This is a genomic window from Marinomonas sp. FW-1 (genome assembly GCF_005222245.1).
In the GTDB taxonomy this organism is placed as follows: domain Bacteria; phylum Pseudomonadota; class Gammaproteobacteria; order Pseudomonadales; family Marinomonadaceae; genus Marinomonas; species Marinomonas alcarazii.
This window is the reverse complement of sequence record NZ_CP025987.1, coordinates 1,498,365-1,519,404: the sequence shown is the minus strand read 5'-3', so window position 1 is coordinate 1,519,404 and position 21,040 is coordinate 1,498,365. Positions and strand designations below refer to the sequence as shown.

General features: G+C 44.5%; 19 protein-coding genes. 15 read left to right on the top strand and 4 right to left on the bottom strand.

Going from position 1 to position 21,040, the window contains the following annotated elements:
* Nucleotide 1: 1 nt before the first annotated feature.
* Both C1X04_RS07085 and C1X04_RS07080 read left to right on the top strand, forming a co-directional pair.
* Nucleotides 2-478 carry a nucleoside deaminase gene (locus tag C1X04_RS07085; RefSeq protein ID WP_137169526.1) on the top strand — a complete coding sequence of 159 codons (477 nt, stop codon included), beginning with the start codon at nt 2-4 and terminating at the stop codon, nt 476-478.
* A 152-nt stretch (nt 479-630) separates the two neighbouring features.
* Complete coding sequence (locus tag C1X04_RS07080; RefSeq protein WP_137169525.1) at nt 631-1,617, top strand: isopenicillin N synthase family oxygenase; 987 nt, start codon at nt 631-633, stop codon at nt 1,615-1,617.
* A 90-nt stretch (nt 1,618-1,707) separates the two neighbouring features.
* On the opposite strand, the gene uraD is transcribed toward C1X04_RS07080, so the two are convergent.
* Nucleotides 1,708-2,229, bottom strand: a complete 522-nt coding sequence (gene uraD, locus C1X04_RS07075) for a 2-oxo-4-hydroxy-4-carboxy-5-ureidoimidazoline decarboxylase (protein ID WP_137169524.1) — start codon at nt 2,227-2,229, stop codon at nt 1,708-1,710.
* 196 nt (nt 2,230-2,425) lie between these two features.
* Between uraD and uraH the strand changes: the two genes are divergently transcribed.
* The gene (gene uraH / locus C1X04_RS07070) at nt 2,426-2,791 is read left to right on the top strand and encodes a hydroxyisourate hydrolase (protein ID WP_137169523.1); all 366 of its coding nucleotides are present in this window, start codon (nt 2,426-2,428) and stop codon (nt 2,789-2,791) included.
* A 255-nt stretch (nt 2,792-3,046) separates the two neighbouring features.
* Complete coding sequence (gene hpxO / locus C1X04_RS07065) at nt 3,047-4,225, top strand: FAD-dependent urate hydroxylase HpxO (RefSeq protein ID WP_137169522.1); 1,179 nt, start codon at nt 3,047-3,049, stop codon at nt 4,223-4,225.
* Nucleotides 4,226-4,278: 53 nt separating this feature from the next.
* Here hpxO and C1X04_RS07060 read toward each other — a convergent pair whose 3' ends face one another.
* Nucleotides 4,279-4,995 (bottom strand): FadR/GntR family transcriptional regulator, encoded by a 717-nt coding sequence (locus C1X04_RS07060; RefSeq protein WP_245926929.1) that lies wholly within the window; start codon nt 4,993-4,995, stop codon nt 4,279-4,281.
* Nucleotides 4,996-5,244: 249 nt separating this feature from the next.
* On the opposite strand from C1X04_RS07060, the gene C1X04_RS07055 reads away from it, so the two are divergent.
* The 11 genes from C1X04_RS07055 to C1X04_RS07005 all read left to right on the top strand — a co-directional run bounded on the left by C1X04_RS07055 (nt 5,245) and on the right by C1X04_RS07005 (nt 17,471).
* Nucleotides 5,245-6,378, top strand: a complete 1,134-nt coding sequence (locus C1X04_RS07055) for a mandelate racemase/muconate lactonizing enzyme family protein (RefSeq protein WP_137169521.1) — start codon at nt 5,245-5,247, stop codon at nt 6,376-6,378.
* A gap of 60 nt (nt 6,379-6,438) precedes the next feature.
* A complete protein-coding gene (locus C1X04_RS07050) occupies nt 6,439-7,434 on the top strand; it encodes a TRAP transporter substrate-binding protein (protein WP_110571827.1) in 996 nt (331 codons plus the stop codon).
* An 88-nt stretch (nt 7,435-7,522) separates the two neighbouring features.
* Nucleotides 7,523-8,041: a TRAP transporter small permease gene (locus C1X04_RS07045; protein ID WP_137169520.1), complete on the top strand. Its 519-nt coding sequence runs from the start codon at nt 7,523-7,525 to the stop codon at nt 8,039-8,041.
* Nucleotides 8,041-9,321 (top strand): TRAP transporter large permease, encoded by a 1,281-nt coding sequence (locus C1X04_RS07040; RefSeq protein ID WP_137169519.1) that lies wholly within the window; start codon nt 8,041-8,043, stop codon nt 9,319-9,321. The genes C1X04_RS07045 and C1X04_RS07040 overlap by 1 nt, the downstream gene beginning before the upstream one ends.
* Before the next feature lie 128 nt (nt 9,322-9,449).
* Nucleotides 9,450-10,370 carry a transcriptional regulator gene (locus tag C1X04_RS07035; RefSeq protein WP_137169518.1) on the top strand — a complete coding sequence of 307 codons (921 nt, stop codon included), beginning with the start codon at nt 9,450-9,452 and terminating at the stop codon, nt 10,368-10,370.
* A gap of 291 nt (nt 10,371-10,661) precedes the next feature.
* Nucleotides 10,662-12,170: an alpha-N-arabinofuranosidase gene (locus tag C1X04_RS07030; protein ID WP_110571823.1), complete on the top strand. Its 1,509-nt coding sequence runs from the start codon at nt 10,662-10,664 to the stop codon at nt 12,168-12,170.
* Between the two features lie 43 nt (nt 12,171-12,213).
* Complete coding sequence (locus C1X04_RS07025; RefSeq protein ID WP_110571822.1) at nt 12,214-13,314, top strand: ABC transporter ATP-binding protein; 1,101 nt, start codon at nt 12,214-12,216, stop codon at nt 13,312-13,314.
* A 1-nt stretch (nt 13,315) separates the two neighbouring features.
* Nucleotides 13,316-14,197, top strand: coding sequence for a carbohydrate ABC transporter permease (locus tag C1X04_RS07020; RefSeq protein ID WP_110571821.1), 882 nt, complete (start codon nt 13,316-13,318; stop codon nt 14,195-14,197).
* Nucleotides 14,194-15,039, top strand: a complete 846-nt coding sequence (locus C1X04_RS07015; protein ID WP_110571820.1) for a carbohydrate ABC transporter permease — start codon at nt 14,194-14,196, stop codon at nt 15,037-15,039. The genes C1X04_RS07020 and C1X04_RS07015 overlap by 4 nt, the downstream gene beginning before the upstream one ends.
* A 78-nt stretch (nt 15,040-15,117) precedes the next feature.
* A complete protein-coding gene (locus tag C1X04_RS07010) occupies nt 15,118-16,428 on the top strand; it encodes an extracellular solute-binding protein (RefSeq protein WP_137169517.1) in 1,311 nt (436 codons plus the stop codon).
* 59 nt (nt 16,429-16,487) lie between these two features.
* Nucleotides 16,488-17,471 carry an aldose epimerase family protein gene (locus C1X04_RS07005; protein WP_137169516.1) on the top strand — a complete coding sequence of 328 codons (984 nt, stop codon included), beginning with the start codon at nt 16,488-16,490 and terminating at the stop codon, nt 17,469-17,471.
* A gap of 97 nt (nt 17,472-17,568) precedes the next feature.
* Here C1X04_RS07005 and C1X04_RS07000 read toward each other — a convergent pair whose 3' ends face one another.
* Nucleotides 17,569-18,651, bottom strand: a complete 1,083-nt coding sequence (locus tag C1X04_RS07000; protein ID WP_137169515.1) for an ABC transporter substrate-binding protein — start codon at nt 18,649-18,651, stop codon at nt 17,569-17,571.
* 140 nt (nt 18,652-18,791) lie between these two features.
* A complete protein-coding gene (locus tag C1X04_RS06995) occupies nt 18,792-20,759 on the bottom strand; it encodes a methyl-accepting chemotaxis protein (RefSeq protein ID WP_110572807.1) in 1,968 nt (655 codons plus the stop codon).
* Nucleotides 20,760-21,040: the final 281 nt, after the last annotated feature.

The following is a 21,040-nucleotide window of genomic DNA, read 5'->3' as shown; positions in this document are numbered from 1 at the left end:
TATGACATTAAATACCAAAGACACAGGTTTTTTACGCCAAAGCTTTGCCCTAGCGGATGAGGCCAAACAACAAGGCATTCACCCGTTTGCGGCGATCTTAGTCGACGGCGAAGACAATGTACTGATGACCCAAGTGAACGGCTACTTGCCCGACTTCGATATGACAGGCCACGCCGAGCGCAAGTTAATGACACGCGCCAGCAAGGCGTATCGTCCAGACTTTATGGCAAAGTGCACCATGTATGTTTCCGCTGAGCCTTGTGCCATGTGCGCAGGTTCCGCTTATTGGGCAGGATTAGGACGCCTTGTGTATGGATTGAGCGAAGACCGCTTAAAGCAAATCACTGGCAACCACCCAGAAAACCCGACTTTGGCTTTACCTTGTCGTACCGTATTTGAATCGGGACAACGAAAAGTGGAAGTCATTGGGCCTTGTCTTGAAGAAGAGGCCGCAAAATTGCATGAGGGTGTTTGGTAACACGAAATAATCGGAGTAGAAGCAGTCAGACGCGCTCTATTACTCTGTCACTCTATAAAAAGAGTAAGAGTAGAGTACGTTCGGTCATTGCTCCATTTTCCACTAGGCAGAAGCGCCTAGTCATTTTAAACCTAGGAGAATGGGAGAAAACCATGACGAATGCATATTCACTTGAAGAACTACAACGCGAAACCACCTTTGGTGGCGCAGGAGAAGACACCAACGATAGAGAAATTCGCATCATCGACATGAGCGATTTTGAAAATCGTCGAGAAGAAATCACCGAGCAACTTTGGCTTGCCGCAACCGAAATCGGTTTCTTCCAATTAAGCAACCACGGTATCGATCCTGAAGAAATAAAAGCCGCCTTCAAAGAGTCCGAGCGTTTTTTTAACCTTCCTGAAAGTATTAAAAGCAAATACCCAAGACCAAAAAGTGTCAACGCCGGCTGGGAAAGTCGCAGCCAGATCCGCCCTTCTACTGGCACTAAGGACCAAAAAGAGTCTTATCAGATTACCCAATACCACATGGACAATTTGTGGCCTTCTGAAGACGAGTTGCCAAACTTTCAAGCCAATACGCTACGTTTTGAAAAACAATGCTGGGAAGTCGGCATGAAGGTGTTGTCTTGCTTTGCGGACAAGCTCGGCTTTGATCGAGACTTCTTTAGCAAAGCACACGACCCACGTCAGCCAGACTATCAAAGCACCTTGCGCTTGTTGCATTATTACGCCACTGAAGGCGTCACCGAGCAAGGTAATATCTGGCGTGCTGGTGCCCATACGGATTTCGATTGTTTGACTTTATTGTTCCAACACGAAGGACACGGCGGTTTACAGGTTTGCCCAGGTGCGGAAGCAGAAACCCAACGCTGGACAAGCATTCCGCCCCTTGGCGGCGTGATCACTTGCAACATCGGCGATATGCTCATGCGCTGGAGTGACGACCAACTTAAATCCAACCTGCACAGGGTGCGTCAGCCACGAATCGATGAATACTGCGGCAGCCGTCATTCCATTGCCTTCTTCTGCCAAGCCAACAAAACACAGATCATCCAAGGCCCAGCAAAACGCTACCAACCTATCAGCGCAGCAGACTTTTTGACGCAACGCATTCAGGCAAACTTTGTCGATAAATAAGCCTTCGATTTTCACTACTCGCTAACAAAAAAACCGCCACCGATGCTTAACCATCGATGGCGGTTTTTATATGAATCGGTAGGCGCAATTTCACAAATCCGCCAATCTGAACCCTGCAATTTTATGTACTTCGCTCATGGCTCGGTCAAACTCAGTTTGCCAGTCATTGGGCGTTCTGGCTTCAAAGCCTGCAAGTATCTGCTCTTTGGTCGCGCCTTTCACGGCCATGATGAAGGGAAAACCAAACTTCGCTCGATAGGTATCGTTCAGCTGTAGAAAGTACGCAAGTTCTTCTTCTGAACATTGATCCAACCCTGCTCCGGCTTGCTCTGATGTAGAAGCATCCGTTAATTCTCCCGCTATAGCCGCTTTGCCAGCCAAGTCAGGATGAGCACGCAACAACAGCAGTTTCTGCTCGTCTGTGCTTTGCTCCACGATGTCAGCCATGGCCTCTTTCACTTTGTCGATACTGTCAAAATATTCGGCAGGATGCGCAACTTTCTGTCGCCACAATTCTTCTGCTACCCAAGTCGAATGCTCATAAATATTGCTGAATAACGCGATAAAATCCGCTTCTTCCATTTGACTAATCGCAGCTAACGGGTCGTGCATAATAGGACTCCAATCTCCAATTTTTATCTAAGAACATCTCTATGAATGACAAAAATGCGTACCATAGGAACATATGGCACAAATATTGACTACTATGAAACAATATTTTCAATTCCATTTCACTTATTAAAGGCTCTACTTGCAAGAAACAGGCAAGGTAAGCCACACTTTTAAAAATAGCAGCTAAGGACAAACAATGGGATATCTAACGACTCATATACTAGACACAACAAAAGGCATTGCCGCCGCAGGCGTTAAAATTCGTCTTTATCAACGCATGTCAGAAGATCAGCGACAGCTGATTCATAGCACTGTGTCCAATAGTGATGGACGCTGTGATCAGCCTTTGTTGCAAGCTGACAGCTTCTCTGTGGGCGTGTATGAACTGGAATACGCTATTGATGAATACTTTGCCGATGGCACCAACCAAGACAGTAAACAAGACGGTCCAAGCTTTTTAAATACCGTGGTAATTCGGTTCGGTATCAGCGATGAAAACGCCCATTATCATATTCCACTGCTTGTCTCGCCTTATTCTTACAGCACGTATCGTGGTAGCTAGTTTTTCGTATTTAGAGCCCAGACTAAGCGAGCCAGAATAGAGCAAAAAGCACTAATTCCGCACCAAGATAGTCCACTTCCTGCCCTATCGGTCAAAGAAGAAAACTCGCCTATTTCTTCTTTGACCCACACCCAAAGATTACCAATCCCTCTAAAACAAAGGTTTCACATATAAAAATATAGGTTCATTTGTTTCATGGCATATTTATTGCGAATGCTCTTCCTTATTCGCTATTAAGAATTTGAGGAAAATCCTATGAAAGCACTCGTGATAGGCGCAGGTATCGGCGGAATGTCAGCAGCAGCAGCGCTAAAGCAACAAGGCATCGAATGCGATATTTTTGAAGCGGTGAAAGAAATCAAACCCGTGGGAGCAGCACTTTCTATTTGGTCTAACGGCGTGAAATGCATGAACCATTTAGGCATGGGCAGCATTATGGACGAACTCGGTGGCCCGATGCACAACATGGCGTATCACGACGGTTTAACTGGAAGCGTGATGACACAATTCAGCCTTGCGCCCCTGGTTGATGCGGTTGGCGAACGCCCTTGTCCTGTTTCGCGAGCGGACTTACAAAGCCAAATGATCGACTGGTGGGGGCGCGATAAAGTTCAATTTGGCAAGCGCATTGAAAAAGTCGAACAAAGCGACACGGCCGTCACTGCGTATTTTACCGATGGCACCAGCGCAACAGGCGGCTTCATGATTGCCGCCGACGGTACGCATTCCGTGGTGCGCGCTGACGTGATTGGCTATCAAACCGAGCGCCGTTACGCCGATTATGTAAACTGGAATGGCTTAGTAGAAATAGATGAGAACATTGCTCCTGCCGACCAATGGACCACTTTTGTTGGCGAAGGCAAACGTGTTTCCATCATGCCCATCGCGAATGATCGCTTTTACTTCTTTTTTGATGTGCCATTACCAAAAGGCCTAGCAGAAGACAGAAGCACTGTGGTGGCGGATCTCACCCGCTACTTTGCTGGTTGGGCGGAACCCGTTCAAAAACTGATTGCAGCGATTAATCCAGAAACCACTAACCGTATCGAAATCCATGATATCGAGCCATTCGATACTTTGGTGAAAGGCAATATTGCGCTACTGGGTGACGCTGCTCACAGCACAACACCAGACATTGGCCAAGGCGGTTGCTCCGCACTAGAAGACGCTGTTGTTCTAGGACAGTGTTTTGCAGATCAATTTGGAATGAAAGGGAAAACGGTTGCGGGTGTTCTTGCCGCTTTGCAGCAATACGAAGAAGAACGCCGTTTTCGCGTTAAAGATCTTGTGCTAAAAGCTCGCAAACGCTGTGATGTTACCCATGGCAAAGACATGCAAGAAACCCAAGCTTGGTATGATGAACTAAGACACGAAACAGGCGAGAATATTATCGCTGGGTTGCGTAACACTATTATTGGTGGGCCATTGGCGTAATGCTAGTAAATGACTGATAGCGTACAAGTAAAGTGATTACCTACACTGGGTAATCACTTTCTTGCCAGTTTCAAAAAGCGCTCTCTGCTGTTGGTCAGGTGCAAGCGCATTGCTGCCCGCGCAGCGTAAGAATCTCCTCGCTCTATCGCTGCATACACTTCTTCGTGTTCATGGTTCACATGAGACACATCAATACGCTTTCGTGGTACTAAACTGTTTTCCATGTGTTGCATGATATCGACAAAGTAATGATTGCCTGCCGACTTTGCGATTAATAAATGGAAATTAAAATCCGCTGATCCTGCGTCTGATACATGGCCATTTCTGTCGATAGCTCGCAATGCATCCAAGGCTTTGCGGATTTCCACCAGCTGCTCTTCTGTACGTCGTAAGGCGGCTAAACCAGCGATTTCCACTTCCAAACCAATGCGCAGCTCCAAGATTTCCACTGCATCATTGACATAATCAAATGACAAATCCATCGGCCCTTGGCCTTTGTTATTTAAAACAAAGGTGCCTATGCCGTGTCTGGTTTCTACATTTCCTGATGCCTGAAGTCGTTGCAAGGCTTCTCGTACAACGGTTCGGCTGACGCCATGCTCTTGCATGATGTCAGCCTCTTTAGGCAATTTATCCCCCGGAACTAACACCTTATTTTCAATTTTATGCAGTATTTCTTGAACCAATTTCTGCGCCAAATTCCGTTGTGGCTTGTTTTCTCGATGAGGTTCATTAGACGAAATAGCGGACAATAAAGGATCATTTTTCACGTTCGGTCATTCCTAACAACTAGAAAAGTCATCATACAACATATAACAAAAATACGGAAAGTTAAAAAAGTACAAGGCGCTAACGCCCCAATTTCCGCAACAACTCAGGATTAAAGCGTGATAATGCCTCAAAAAGACATATTAACACTCCAAAAAAATAGTCATCGTACCTCTTGACCAATATAAAGTTAGTTGTATGATGTACTACATCAAACGTATAACACTCGATCTAAAGAGATTTTCTTAGCCATGAAAATTACAAAAATAACAATTAGGCGCATCGCGATTCCGTTTACAGCTGGCGTACGACACATCGCTCCCGTAAAAGAGGAAGACAAGTTCAACGGTGCCTCTCCTAACATAGATAAGATGGAGTCACTTCTTGTTGAAGTGGAGACCGATACTGGGCTAATTGGCTGGGGCGAAGCATTCGGACACGCCTCAAATGTCGTTACCTACGCGGCTTTAGAACACCTTGTTGCCCCTATGTTTGTTGGCAAACACATCGCAGAATACGAACAACACCTCTACGCAGCCAAACGTGCATTACACAGTTTCGGCAGTTCTGGCCCTATGCTTTACGCCCTATCCGCTATCGACATTGCCATTTGGGACCTTAAAGCACAGCAAGCCAAACAACCTCTGCATCAATTTCTAGGTGGCAAGAGCGGTAAAATTAGCCTTTACGCCAGCCTAGTAAGTTATGGCAATGAGCCTGAAAAAGTCCGTGAAAACGTCCTACGCACGGCCAAAGCGGGCTTCAAAAAAATAAAATTACACGAAACCACTTATGACGCCGTTGCGGCTGCTCGCCACGCCTTACCTGATGATGTGGAACTCATGGTGGATGTAAATTGCCCTTGGAATCTCGCTGAAGCTACCGCCAAAGTAACCGAGTTAAAACCGCTTAACTTAGGCTGGGTAGAAGAACCCGTTTGGCCTCCTGAAGACACCGCGCAACTTGCCAGCATTAGAAAAATTGGTGTGCCTATCTCTGCCGGTGAAAACGCCTCTGGCCCAGATGGGTTTGAACAGTTATTTAAAGCGGGCGCTATTGATATCGCTCAGCCGAGCGTCAGCAAGATAGGCGGCATCACTGGCATGTACGATGTCTGTGATCGCGCCAAACATCACAATGTAAAAGTAGTCCCACATTGTTTCTACTATGGTGCGGGCATGATAGCGACGGCTCACTTTATCGCTGCCAATATGCCTGAAACGTCATTAGAAATCCCTTTCATTGAATTGGCTGATTTTCTTCACCCACTCAACGAATGCCCTGCGACATACGACCTTGGAAACACTTTCGGATTAGGTTTCTCACCGAAGCCAGAAATCATCGAAAAGTACACTATAGCAAGCTGCTTAATTAGCAATAAATAGCACTATCTTTCTTAGCACAATAAAAACAATCTACGCTTCAAGCGTATTTAGGAGAAGACTATGTTCACACGAAAAACCCTTGCGGCCCTAACCATCACATCAGCGCTTGCCGTCACGCCAGCGGCTTTTGCAGCAAAAATGATTACGGTTGCTAACTTTTTTCCTGATACTCACCCAAACAGTGTCGCTCTAAAAGACACCTTCAAAAAAGATGTCGAAAGCCTTAGTAATGGCGAACTGAAAGTAAAAGTATTCAGCAATGGTGTATTGGGTGCAGAAGAAAAGCTTTATAACTCTGTCCGAGGCGGCACCATTAATATGGCTATCCTTGGCACAATTATGGACAAAGAAGTAGAAAACGTAGGCATTATCCAACTGCCCTTCTTGTTCAAAAATTACGAACACGCTCAAACTGTATTAAACAGCGAGATCGGTCAAAAATTAGTGAATGATATGGACACCAATACAGGCATGCATTTCCTTGCTTATGGTGTGCAAGGTTTCCGCGTTGTTGCCAGTAACCGTGAAATTTCCTCTATGGATGACTTCAAAGGACTTCGCCTACGCTTTCCTGGCATTACCAGCATGCTAGAAATCGGTAACAACCTAGGTGCGAACATCACACCTTTGCCTATTTCCGAAGTGTTTAGTGCTCTAGAGCAAGGCGTTGTGGACGGCGTTGAAAACCCATACCCAAATATCGTCGCGTCTAAGTGGTATGAAATTGTGAAGTACATTACTGAAACGAATCACGTTTTCACGCCAAATTTGTATTTGATGAACAACAACACTTGGAACGGCTTAACCAAAGAGCAACAAAAAGCCGTTTCTACAGCTGCGCAAAACGCAGCGAAACAAGAGTGGAGTTTGTTGATCAAACAGGAAGCACAAAACAAAGCGAAGCTTGAACAAGACGGTGTGAAAATCACGGTGCCAGACCAAGCTTTCCATGCGGCGTTAATAAAAGCAGAACAATCTGCGTATGAAAACTTCTACAAAACTCATCCAGGTGCTCGCGATATTGTTGAAGAAATCATTGCACTAGGCGAAAAATAAGTTCAATAAGGGCGTCCCTATATTCCATAGAGACGCCCTTTTTAAATACGAAATTTTGAATACTGTTTGACCCATTAAGAGCATCCCCATGATGAAAAAGCTATCTCGCTCTGTAGACTTACTGCTAGGAATCGGCATGGCGAGTTGTCTAACCGCCATGTCTTGCCTTGTTTTCTCGAATGTCATTCTGCGCTATTTATTCGATTCAGGTATCACATGGTCGGAAGAAATGTCGCGCTATCTATTCGTCTTTATGATCTTTCTCGGCACCACTCGTGCGATGAAGCTCAATCAACATTTGAACGTCGATATTTTCATTAAGCTTATACCGTTCACATGGTTGAGAATCGCACTGCAACTTATTTCTGCGGCCTTAATGCTATATGCCCTCTGGTTACTCATCGATGGTAGCTGGGAATTAGTCAAAATCAATATGAACACTCTCGGCCCCGCCACGAATATGCCACTTTGGTTGCTCTATGCAGGCGCAATCATTATGGGAGCTTGCATGAGTTTGTTTATTCTATTTGGCATTAGACGCTTAATCGAAAACGAACAGCAACAAGACGCTCTCAACAACAAAAATCACCAAGAAGGAGAAGCATAATGGAGCTGGTCATTTTTGCTGGCGCGTTATTTGGCGCCATTATTATCGGTATGCCTATCGCCTTCGCGCTTATCATGACAGGTATGGCGCTGATGTTTTACATGGATATGTTTAACAGTCAGTTGATTGCGGAAAACCTAGTCAGTGGCAGTAATAACTTTTCTTTAATGGCCATTCCCTTCTTCATACTCGCAGGGGAATTAATGAATGCAGGCGGTATTACCCGCCGGATTATTGATTTAGGCATGACCATGCTTGGCCACAAAAAAGGTGGTATGGGTTATGTCACCATTGTGGCGGCAATACTCTTTGCGTCGTTATCTGGTTCTGCTGTGGCGGACACTGTGGCACTTGGCGCTATATTGATTCCGCTCATGGTTAAAGCGGGCTATGACCACAACCGCTCTTGTGGGCTTATTGCCTCCAGCGGCATTATTGCCCCTATTTTGCCACCAAGCATTCCTTTGATTTTATTTGGTGTCACCAGTGGCGTTTCCATCTCTCAGCTTTTCATTGCCGGTTTAGCTCCGGGTCTAATGATGGGGGTTTTGCTGATTTTTGTGTGGTGGTACGTTACCCGTAAAGAAGACATTGAACTGCTCGAAAAAGCCAGCCTTAGCCAGCGCCTTCATGCTCTAAAGAATGCGCTATGGGCACTCATCTTACCTGTCATTATTGTTGTCGGTTTGCGTTTTGGTGTATTCACCCCTACAGAAGCAGGGGCTGTTGCAGCCTTTTATGCATTGTTTATCGGAATATTCGTTTATCGAGAACTCACTCCTAAGCGTCTTTATAGTGTATTGGTGAACTGCGCTACGCTAACCAGCATCATTATGTTCTTGGTTGCGGCCTCTTCTATCGCGGCTTGGATGATCACCATGGCGGATATCCCAGGTGCCGTGTCTGAGTTACTTCAGCGCTGGAAAGACGACCCAACCACACTAATGATCATTATCAATATCTTGGTATTAGTCATCGGCATGGCAATGGACCTTGCTCCCGTGATCTTGATTTTGACGCCGGTTCTGATGCCCGTTGTTACCGCAGCAGGAATCGACCCTGTCTATTTTGGTATTGTCTTTGTACTTAATCTAAGTATTGGCTTACTGACGCCACCCGTTGGCACCGTATTAGCCGCCATATCAAGCGTTGGCAACACCAGTATGGGAGCAGTCACTAAAGGTATTGCGCCATTCTTATTGGCTCAACTGGCCTTACTGATTGCGCTAATCTTGTTTCCTTCTCTGGTCTTAGTGCCTTTCCATGCCCTTTATAATTAACCAATAACGGCTCACTTCCATAGCAAAAGACTAGGCTTCCTCATTGGGCAAACCAAATGAGGAAGCCAATTAAAACTTGATAAGAATCACAATACTCGATATAAAGGCATCTTGAAGTGGAGATGATGATGAGTAAAAAGTTCTTATTGCTAACACCTGAAGATGGCGCTGATGTCCTAAAAAGCCTAGCGGCGCCAGCTCGTTTGGCAATATTGTCTTTGCTGCATGAAAAAGGTCCGATGAATGTTAATGACATTGCCGACCTGCTCGAACTACCGCAATCATCGACTTCTAGCCATATCAACTCTCTCGAAACTGTTGGCTTAATTACCACTGAAAGCCAAAAGGGCCGTAAAGGTAGCCAAAAAATCTGCCGCGCAGCCCATGAAGAAATCGTCCTATCTTTCAGTAATACCAAGCAAAATCAAAATAATGTCATTGAAGTGTCTATGCCTGTTGGCTTGTATTCTGAATTTGACGTGATGGCGCCTTGTGGCTTGTGCTCTGAATCTGGCATTGTTGGATTTTTAGATAGCCCAGACACTTATCTCTCTCCAGACCGAATGCGCGCAAACTTATTATGGTTCACCAAAGGCTATGTGGAATATCAATTCCCTAATAATGCTCGCATCGCAGGCCAGAAAGTAAAAGAGCTAGAGCTGGTTATGGAGCTTTCATCAGAAGTGCCGGGGACCTCAGAAAACTGGCCCTCTGATATCCATATCTCTATCAATGGCAAGACCGCCGCCATTTGGACAGCACCTGGCGACTACGGTGATCACCAAGGTAAATACACCCCAGATTGGTGGAAGCTCGCTGGCAGTCAATACGGGCATTTAAAAAGCTTCCGTGTCACTCATAACGGGACTTTTGTCGATGGCATGCGTGTTTCAGACGTTTCTTTGCAAGACTTAGCGCTGGACGAACATCGATCCATTCGGGTGCGAATTTCAGTTCCTGACAATGCTGAGCACCCTGGCGGAATCAATATTTTTGGCAAGCAATTTGGCAATTACGATCAAGATATTATTTTACGCCTTCAATCTTAAGCATCTTATTTTCTGATTTTGATATCAGCAAGTTTGTCATAGTGATAAAAAATTCATAAAAACGCTAAATATCAATACCTTAGAAAATCCTCAAGCATTCAACACTTTCTTTTTTCGTTCAAAATCCCGCTTAGACATACCAATTTTGGTATTCGATTGCACGAAAATTAAACGTCTTATTGATTGACCTTAAGTCAAATATGCCTTTAATATCCATCAATCGGATAATAAACATAAAATCAGATACTTAAAAATACCTTAAATAAGTACAAAAATAAGAAAGGAGTAAGCATGCGCGCTACAGTGACTGCACACAAAGACTATGTGATTGCCAAAATTGACCCTCGTCTATACGGCTCTTTCATCGAACATTTAGGTCGCGCTGTTTACAGCGGCATCTATGAACCAGGCCATCCAACCGCAGATGAGCATGGTTTTCGCCAAGATGTGATCGAGCTGATTAAAGACATCGACGTTCCGGTCACTCGCTACCCAGGTGGTAACTTTGTTTCTGCTTACAACTGGGAAGATGGTATTGGGCCAAAAGAAGACCGTCCTACTCGTCTAGACCTTGCATGGCATACCTCAGAAAGCAATGAAATTGGCATCCATGAATTTGCTGAATGGGCAGAGCAAGCTGGCACAGAAATGATGTTAGCAGTGAACCTTGGTTCACGTGGCTTAGACGAAGCCCGCGCTTTCCTAGAATACGTTAACCACCCTGGTGGCTCTTATTGGTCTGACTTACGTAAGAAAAACGGCCGCGAAGAACCATGGGACGTAAAACTATGGTGCCTTGGTAATGAGATGGATGGCCCTTGGCAAATCGGTCAAAAAACAGCGGCAGAATACGGTCGAGTGGCTTTTGAAACAGCCAAAGCCATGCGCGCTTTCGACAAGAACATCGAGTTGGTTGTTTGCGGTTCTTCTTCTCCTAAAATGGCCACTTACCCAGAATGGGAAAGCACGGTTCTAGATTACACCTATGAAACCGTCGACTATATTTCATTGCATATGTATTTCGACGACCATGAGAAGAACACGGCAAACTATCTAGCCAAAGCCAGCCTACTGGATAACTACATCGATACTATTGCGGCGGTTATTAAAACCACTAAAGCCAAAAAACGCTCTAACCATGACGTCTATATTTCATTCGATGAATGGAACGTCTGGTATCACTCTAACGAGCAAGACAAAAAAATCCTTGGTGGCAACGACGGCTGGCCACACGCTCCTGCTTTGTTAGAAGACATTTACGACTTTGCTGATACCTTGCAAGTTGGCTGTATTCTTAACAGCTTTATTCGTCACAGCGACGTAGTAAAAATTGGTTGTTTGGCACAGTTAGTCAACGTTATTGCTCCTATAATGACAGTGAAAGGCGGACCAGCTTGGCGTCAGTCTACTTATTATCCATATTTGTATGCTTCCCAATATGGTCGCGGTACAGCACTTAATCTTGCAGTGCAGTGCGAAAGTTACAGCACAGACTTTGCTAAGGATGTACCCTACTTAGATGTATCCGCTGTTGAGTCTGATAAAGATGGCGGTTTGACCTTCTTCATCGTAAATCGTCATCCAGATGAAAGCATTGAATTGGATCTGTCTCTACAAGGATTCACACACCAAACAGTCATTATGGATAAAGTCATGTCAGGTTACGCACTTGACACTAAAAATGGCCCAGATGCTGAACAAGTGGCACCGAAAGATGGCCAAGGCGCGTCTGTTACACAGCAAAAATTAACGGCAAGCATTGCTCCTATGAGCTATCGCATGATTCGACTTGGGGCGTAATACCCCAAGTTTTTCCGTTTAAAATTTGCTGAGAGAGGAAACCATGTCTGCATCTATCTCTATAAAAAATATAACAAAGCGATATGACAGTGTTACCGTTTTAGACGACATTAACCTACACATTGAAGACGGTGAGTTTGTTGTATTCCTTGGTCCTTCTGGCTGTGGTAAATCGACCCTATTGCGCATGATTGCGGGACTGGAGTCGATAACCGAAGGTTCTATTGAAATTGGCGAAAAACGCATTGATACGCTCCCTCCTGGGCAGCGCGGTGTAGCCATGGTGTTTCAGTCCTATGCACTTTACCCGCATATGACAACACGTCAAAACATGGCTTTTGGCCTAGAGAACGTGAAAGTAGCCCAAGACGAAATTGATCGTCGCGTTAATGACGCTGCGAAGATCCTCGAAATTGATCACTTGTTGGACCGAAAACCTGGACGATTGTCTGGTGGTCAGCGCCAACGTGTTGCAATAGGTCGCGCTATTGTCAAAGAACCCAAAGCCTTCCTCTTCGATGAGCCATTGTCCAATTTAGATGCGGCATTACGTGGCAGAACTCGTTTAGAACTGGCTCAGCTCCACCAGCGCCTTGGTTCAACCATGATCTTTGTAACCCACGATCAGGTGGAAGCGATGACGTTAGCAGACCGCATCGTCATCATGCACAACCAAAAAATAGAACAAATCGGCACACCAATGGAGATTTATCAATATCCTGTGAGCCGCTTTGTTGCTGAATTTGTTGGCTCTCCACCTATGTCTATGTTGCCGATCAATCACATCGAAAAAACCGCGGATGGCGTGACTGTTGAAGTCAGTGGTGCGGGAACCGTCGCCACAGCCATTACCCTACCAGCAGAATTCAACGCTAAAGACGCGGTTATTGGTATTCGAGCAGAAGACACTGAAGTGGTTTCAGAGCAAGAAGATGGCCTTGATTTGACCATAAAAGTCGTCGAACGCCTTGGTGATCGCACCCTTCTGTATGGCACTTTGGTTGATGGCACAGAGCTTATCGCGGAGGATTCAGGACGCTCAAAAGTAAAAGCTGGCGATATGGTACGAGTGGCAATATCTCCTCACGCTGCACATATTTTTGACGGTGATGGCCGCGCCCATCACAGCAAAATGGAGGTGTAAGATGGCGGAAAGTTATCGTCGTTCCCGTTGGTCGAATGGCTTATTTGTCGTTCCCTATTTGAGTGTCTTTTTGACCTTGCTGGTGTTCCCTCTTGGTTGGGGGATCTGGCTGTCCCTCAATAAAGTGGATTTATTTGGTGGTGAACGCTTCATAGGTTTAAAAAACTACGCCCGTGTATTAAGTGACCCCATTTTTGGGCAAGCGGTCAAAAACACGGTCATTTTTGTTGGGGTATCCGTACCTACTTTAGTCGTTTTGGGTTTGTTTCTGGCATTGGCCTTAAACAAAACCACCAAAGGCTCGTCTTTTTTACGCGGCGTATTTTTTGCGTCTTCTATCCTGTCTGTCACCATAGTAACGCTCATTTGGCGTATCGTTTTCATCCCTAACGATGGCTTAATGGCACTGATTTTTGAGTATTTCGGTTGGCAGCCAATCGGTTTCCTTTCAACCACTGGTTGGTCGTTATTTTCGGTTGGTGTTGCAACGGTTTGGTGGTGTATCGGTTTGCCGATGATGTTGTTCTTAGCAGCGTTACAGCAAATACCGAAAGACCTTTATGAGGCTGCCGCTCTCGACAATACGTCGCGCTGGCGAGTGCTAACCCGCATCACACTGCCATCGATTAAGTCGACCATTATGTTGGTTGCGATTATCCAAGTGGTCATGCAGTTCCAGTTATTTGGTCAGGCTCAATTAATGACTAACGGTGGCCCTGCAGGTTCGTCACGACCAATCGTTATGTACATATATGAAATTGGCTTCTTACGCTGGGATATTGGTATGGGTGCCGCAGCGTCACAAATTCTGTTCTTAATCATTCTTTGTGCCGCCATGTTGCAATATTGGGTCAGCACTCGTAAAGAGGAGACAGACGCATGAAAGCATTAAACTATTCGCCAGAGCATTTAACGTCGAACCGTAGATTGTTCTGGATAGCCGCTTTCCTCGGCTTAATTATGATGGCGCCGGTAGCATGGATTATCGGTCTTTCATTGAAAGATAATGCGGAGCTGCTCAAAGGCACCGAAGCTGTCTTTTCGTTTCCCTATACCTTAGAGAACTATGCGAACATCTTAAAGTCATCCAGTGTTTTTGGCTGGTTTATGAATTCGGTGATAGTTGCGGTTGGACAAACATTTGGCGTGCTTCTACTCTCTTCTCTTGCGGGTTACGCTTTTGCGAGACTGGAATTTCCATTCCGTAAAACACTATTCATTATTGTGTTATTTGGTTTGGCTGTGCCTGAACAGGCGGTGATTATCGCTCGTCACCAGATGTTCAACTGGTTCGACCTCCACAATACGCACATCGGCTTGATATTGCCTAACTTGTCTTCGGCGTTTGGCGTTTTTCTGATGACGCAATTCTTTCGGGCAATCCCCAAAGAAATTGATGAAGCAGCCATGTTGGATAATACATCGACTTTTCGTATTTTCTGGAAAGTACTGCTACCGCTAACACTGCCAGCACAAGCAACGTTAGGGATATTTACTTTCTTGCAGGCTTGGAACGATTACTGGTGGCCGCTGATCTCTGCGACAAAGTCCGATATGTATACTCTCACCATAGGTATCGCATCATCACAAACAAACTTTGCGCAATCCGAAGGACTTGGTTTCTTAGGTGCACAGGCTATCTTTGCATCATTGCCTGTCGTGCTTGTTTATATTTTCTTTCAACGCCACATAGTCACTGCGGTATCAGGAGGAGCCGTAAAATAACGCGAATAAACATACTTGAGTAATAAAAATTGACACTGGGCTATACAACAACAATAAAAATGAACTAGGAGATAAATAATGAAAAAGTTACTTCTCGGGACAACAGCAGTTGGCTTATTAGCTCTCGCACCATTGGCGAACGCCAATACCACAATTGAACTGCAGCGCTTCTTTGGTGCCTGTGAAGCCGAATACGGCAAGGTCACTGACGTTTCTGCGGCGGTTGGCGAATGTGGCATCATCACCGCATTGGTGAATAAGTTTGAAGCCGACAATCCAGATATCGACGTAAATGTCACCACAGTGGAATGGCCTGGTTATGACCAGCTGAATGCTCAACTAGCGTCACGGTCGGCTCCTGATGTTGTTTCTATGCATTATTCTGCTATGTCCGACTACCAGTCTCGCGGCCTTTTAGTACCACTGGATAAGCTACTAAAAGATCAGAATATCAAACCATCAGATTTTACCAACGCGGCCATCTCCAGTGTCACGAAGGAAGGTAAAGTTTATGCTTTGCCATTCGATAACTGGACTATGCTATTTCACGTAAATAACAATCTGATGAAGAAAGCAGATCTAATGAAGTCCAATGGTAAACCCGTTTTACCAAGCAGCAGCGATGAACTATTTACCCAAGGCAAACAGTTTAAAGATGCAACTGGCAAACCTTACTTAGTGCAAATCACAGCGAATGAAACCGCCGCTTACGCTCGTATTTTCTACACGCTCATGATGCAGCAAAACAGCAAGTTTTTTGCCGATCCTAGCCGTATCGACTTAAGTGGAAAAGACGCCAAAGCAGCTCTAACCTTGATGAAAGACATCATGGATAAAGGCTTAAGTACAAAAAATATGGACTACCCTGCTGCGGTCGCTGGCTTTGCGAACGGCCAAGGCGGCATTGCCGTAAACGGTACTTGGTTAATTGGTTCTTATGATGCGCAATCAAAACAAGCCGATAACCCACTATCAGATGGTTACAGTGTTTTCCCTGTGCCACAGTTCTTTAAACAAAAAGACGCCACTTATGCTGACGGCCATGGCTGGGTTGTTCCTCGCGGAAATCGTGATGAGGAAAAAATGGCAGCCATCGGAAAACTGTTTAAATTCCTATACGACAACGACTATGAGTGGGCTCGTACAGGCCATTTACCAACAGTAAAAGCCGTGATTGACAGCGATGAGTTTAAATCTCTGCCTCATCGTAGTGATATCGCAAAAGTCGCTAAAACCGGACAAGCTTTACCAGCTCAGGTTTTACGCCAATTTGCGATCCAAGACATTCTTGGCGAAGAATTAGGCTCTGCTATTAGTGGTAACAAATCGATAGACGATGCACTGGAAACAGCGCAATATCGTATTAACGACTTGTTAGAAAATATCTAATCGTCATCTGTCTACACTTTCGGGAGCTTCGGCTCCCTTTTATTTGAAAGGATACTTCCGTGAACGTAGCGCCAGATTTAAATCAAGTTCAATATATCACGCTAAATAACGCGCAGCTTAAGGTGTCGATTCTGACATTGGGTGCGAGCATTCAATCTGTCTATCTTAAAGGCTACGAGCATTCTTTGGTTTTAGGCTCAACAAAAATAGCCGATTACCTTCAAGGGGCAAAATACTTTGGTGCTGTGGTTGGCCGAGTAGCAAACAGAACCAATAAAGGGCATGCCGTGATAGCTGGAAAAACCTATCAGCTGCCTCCTACCTTACCAGAAACCCACCACCTTCATGGTGGCCCAGATGGAACCGGCAGTAAAAACTGGTCTATTATCGAGCAAAGTGACGACATGGTGCAGCTGCAAACGCAACTGGCTGACGGTGAAATGGGTTACCCAGGTAACATGATTGTGAATGTGTTTTACCGACTGGTCGATAGCGCATTGGAAATGGAAATTACCGCAACAACGGATCAGCTAACCATTTGTAATTTTGCCGGCCATAGCTATTTCAATCTTGATGGCAAAGGCTCCATCTTGGATCATCAACTTAGCATTCAAGCAGACCACTACTTACCAGTGGATGCTGAGTTAATTCCCACGGGCGAAGTCACGCCAACTGCAGGCAGTGCCTTTGATTTTTTACAGTCCCGCACTATTGGCCGAGAGGATTACCCAGGACTGGATACCAATTTCTGCCTTTCTTTGGCCAGCCATCGTCCGTTACAAACCGTTGCCACACTTAAAGCCCCTATCACTGGGCTGACATTGCACTATCAAACAACCGAGCCAGGATTGCAGGTTTATGACGGTCGTCACATTCAGCTGAGTGCCGAATCAAATATCAACCAAGGCGCGCTATCGGCTTACGCAGGCCTCGCCCTTGAGGCACAACATTGGCCAGATGCCATTAACCAGTCACACTTCCCACCAATTTTACTTGCACCTGAAGACACTTATAGGCAAGTGACGCGTTACGCTTTCGTGTGACGGTTCAATTAAGCCAAGGCTCAAAATAAAAAAGGGGCTTTCTACCACTCATGTAGAAAGCCCCTTTTTCTTGCTCTAAGCAAGTATCAGATCGATTTTACAACGCCAAAGTAAAGGTTCCTTTTGGCGTTACAGGAAGGTATTTTTTGTAGAAGTCTAAATACGATTGTTCTGGATCCAAATCAGCGAACAAATCTGGGTACATCGCCTTAGCATAGAACTCAATCATAGCCGCATCGAAAATAGTACGACATGCACCATGATAAGCCGCATATAAACGATTATTTTTAACCGCATTAATAGATGACCAACCTAAACGATTTTTATAGCCTTCTAAACGCTTGTGGGCTTCTGCTCTATCAACACCTTGCCCCATGATCATTGAATCAGACCCTTTGCCTGTTTCATAACCCGTAATAACGATAACATCAGGGTTTGAAGCAATTACTTGTTCTGGGTTCAATTTACCCCACCACTCAACAAATGGCGCAGAAATATTGTCGCCACCCGCCATAGTCGAAATAGCACCCCACATGTTTTTACCAAAGGTAAAACCAAGCTCTTGCACACCAGAAGCACCAAACTCTGTATACACCTTAGGCTCTGGTAAATTCGCTTCAGCAAGACGCTTACTAATCATGTCTGCAGTATTTTTATAATCCGTAGCAATCTGGTTTGCGCGCTCTTCTTGGCCTGTAATCACACCAATCAGTTCTGTACTTTTAATATGGCGCTCTAATGTCTGAGCATTGTAATCCACCACAACAATTTTAATACCCGCACTTTCAAGACGCTCGATATCTGTTGCTAAGCCTTTGTACTGCCAGTCAGCCAACATCACAACATCTGGGTTCAAGCTAATAACTTTCTCAACAGAAAAGGTTTGTGTGTCCACACGACCAATCTCTGGGATATCGTCTAATGATGGACGGTGCTCGACGTACATTTCCCAGTTGCTAGTGCGCGCCTGCCAAATGTATTTAGACATGCCAACGACTTTGTCAAAAGCTGCCTCTGTACCGATTGCCATGTAGTCTTCAGGATAAAATCCCACAATAACTCGCTGCGCTGGCGCATCAAATGTTACATCACGACCCAAGACATCTTTTACCGTCACTTCAGTAGCCCACACTGAGCCAATAGAAAACGTTAAAAAAAGCATTATGAACGACTTAATCATGCTAGTACCTAAATCAGTAAATTTAATCGCATATGATAATCGTTATTATCTTTTTTTCAAATGAAATTTGAAGAGTACAGAAATAAAAAAGGGCCATTTTGTATGGCCCTTTGATTTACATTTTTAGTGATAAATGATGTCTACTCCGTACGGAAACGAACCACCATCACGTGTAACTGTTTACTCAATTCATCTTGCTTGCGACACAGTTCAGCAACGTCACCAGATATATCCGATACTCTGTGCGCAGACTCACTGATTGAATTAATGTTTTCATTAACCCCTTCGGTTACTGCACGCTGCTCTTCTGCAGAAGCCGCTGTCTGCATCGTCATATCACGCATTTGTTTAACCACTTCTTCAATCTGCTCGAACGATACGAGTGCTTGGTCAGATAAATTAATCGCATTTTCTGATTCCGTTACACTTATCATCATAGAATCTGACGCTTGTTTCGTTCTGTTCGCAAGAAGCCCCAAAATATTGCTAATCTGTTCGGTCGACTCTTGGGTGCGCCCAGCAAGGGTTCGCACTTCGTCGGCGACAACAGCAAAACCCCGGCCTTGTTCACCGGCACGCGCCGCTTCTATTGCGGCATTTAATGCCAACAAATTAGTTTGCTCTGCGATACCTTGAATCGTTGACAGAATCTGATTGATATTCGTGGTCTCTTTTTGCAGTTCCGTAATAATCTGATTCGACTCTTTTAAGCGAGTACCTAAACGATTCACCCCTTCAGCACTGCTTTTTAGTAAATTCTTACCTGCTATCGTCGTTTCCAAGCCTTTCTCAGAGAATTGAGCTGAATTGGCGCAGCTTTCAGCCGCTTCATTCGACGCTATCAACATCTGCTGACCAGCTTCGGCAATCAACTCTATGGACTGCAGTTGCGTTGTCGCAGACTGAGCCACTTCACTCGCTTTCGCTGAGGTTTCAGCGGCGATTTTATCAATCTGAATACTGGACTTCTTAATACCGACTATAAGTTTTCGAGTCGTTTCGATAAATTGATTAAACCAATTAGATAAAGTGCCTGTCTCATCATTGGTGTTGATCGAAATTTGAGAAGTTAAATCCCCCTCGCCTTCAGCAAGAATTTGCAAATGTTTCGAAACAGACTCAATTGGCGTGATCAAACCTTTCGCCATTAAGAATGCAACCACACCAAATACAATCAAAAGCAACACGCAGACGATCGTCGTGGTTTTAATCATTTCAACCGTGCTTGAATAAATTTCTGCAGCAGGCATTAAACCTACAAACTTCCAGTCTAAATTTGGGGAAGTATAAACATTGGCATAATAGTCTCTTCCATCTAGCTCGAAATTAACGACACCATCAGATGTATTGGCAATGGCTTGATAAGCCTCACCGTCTAGCTCGGTAATTTTCTTAAAATTATTCTCAGCATGAAGGGCATCGACCAAAATAGTTCCAGTGTTTTCGATTACCATAAGGCTACCGGAATTGCCCAGTTTCGTTCTATTCGCCATTTCAGTTAATGTCTTTATAGACACATCAACAGCGACAACACCACCAATATTATTGCCTTTGTTATAAGTACGTACCGCTGATACATACACAGCATCATCAGGTTCCCAATAATAGGCGTCTCGAAGTGCCACTTGATTAGGCGTTTCTAGGGCTCTTGAATACCAAGCGCGTTTTTTTGGATGCCATTCTGCATATTCATAAGTCCCTGGCCACTCCATGTAACCATCGCCAACATCACCAGTGTAAACGTATACATAGTTAGGATTATTTTTGCCTATCGCCTCAAACAAGTTAAAAACCTCAGCCTCTCGACCGCCATTTTGCGCAGCAATCTTGCTTGGCGCTTTGCCCTGTTTATCATGATAAGTTGTTAAAGGTTCTGCATTTGGATCTGTTATCGCGTCACTTTCCGCAATAAAAGCAACAACGTATTTAATATCGGTAAGAAATTGATCAAAGGTGTCTTCTACAGCTCCTATAGTTTGTCCACTATTTTTCGTAAAGCCTTTTAGCGCTTGATCAGAAGCAAGAAAGCCAGTTATTGCACTAACCACTAAAACAGGCAATAAAGTAGCAACAGAAAAAGCAATCAATAGCTTGGTTTTTATCTTCATAAACGTCATCCAAATATTCTATTCACCAATATTAAGGCTCTGAAAGGGCTTACGATAAGTCCACAGAGAACTCATTCAATATGAGAAATACCTTTTAAAAGAATCTAATTTTGATACTTCATATCGCTTGATTAGCTAGTTAGTAGAAATCAGTACTTCCTTACTTTTCCTTCACTCCCTCAATTTACTAAAAAATACTTTATCAACAACATTTAGAGTAGTTTAAATATGCTAATTTATGTATCTAAAAAGCACATAAAGCTGTAAAAAAATACAATCAG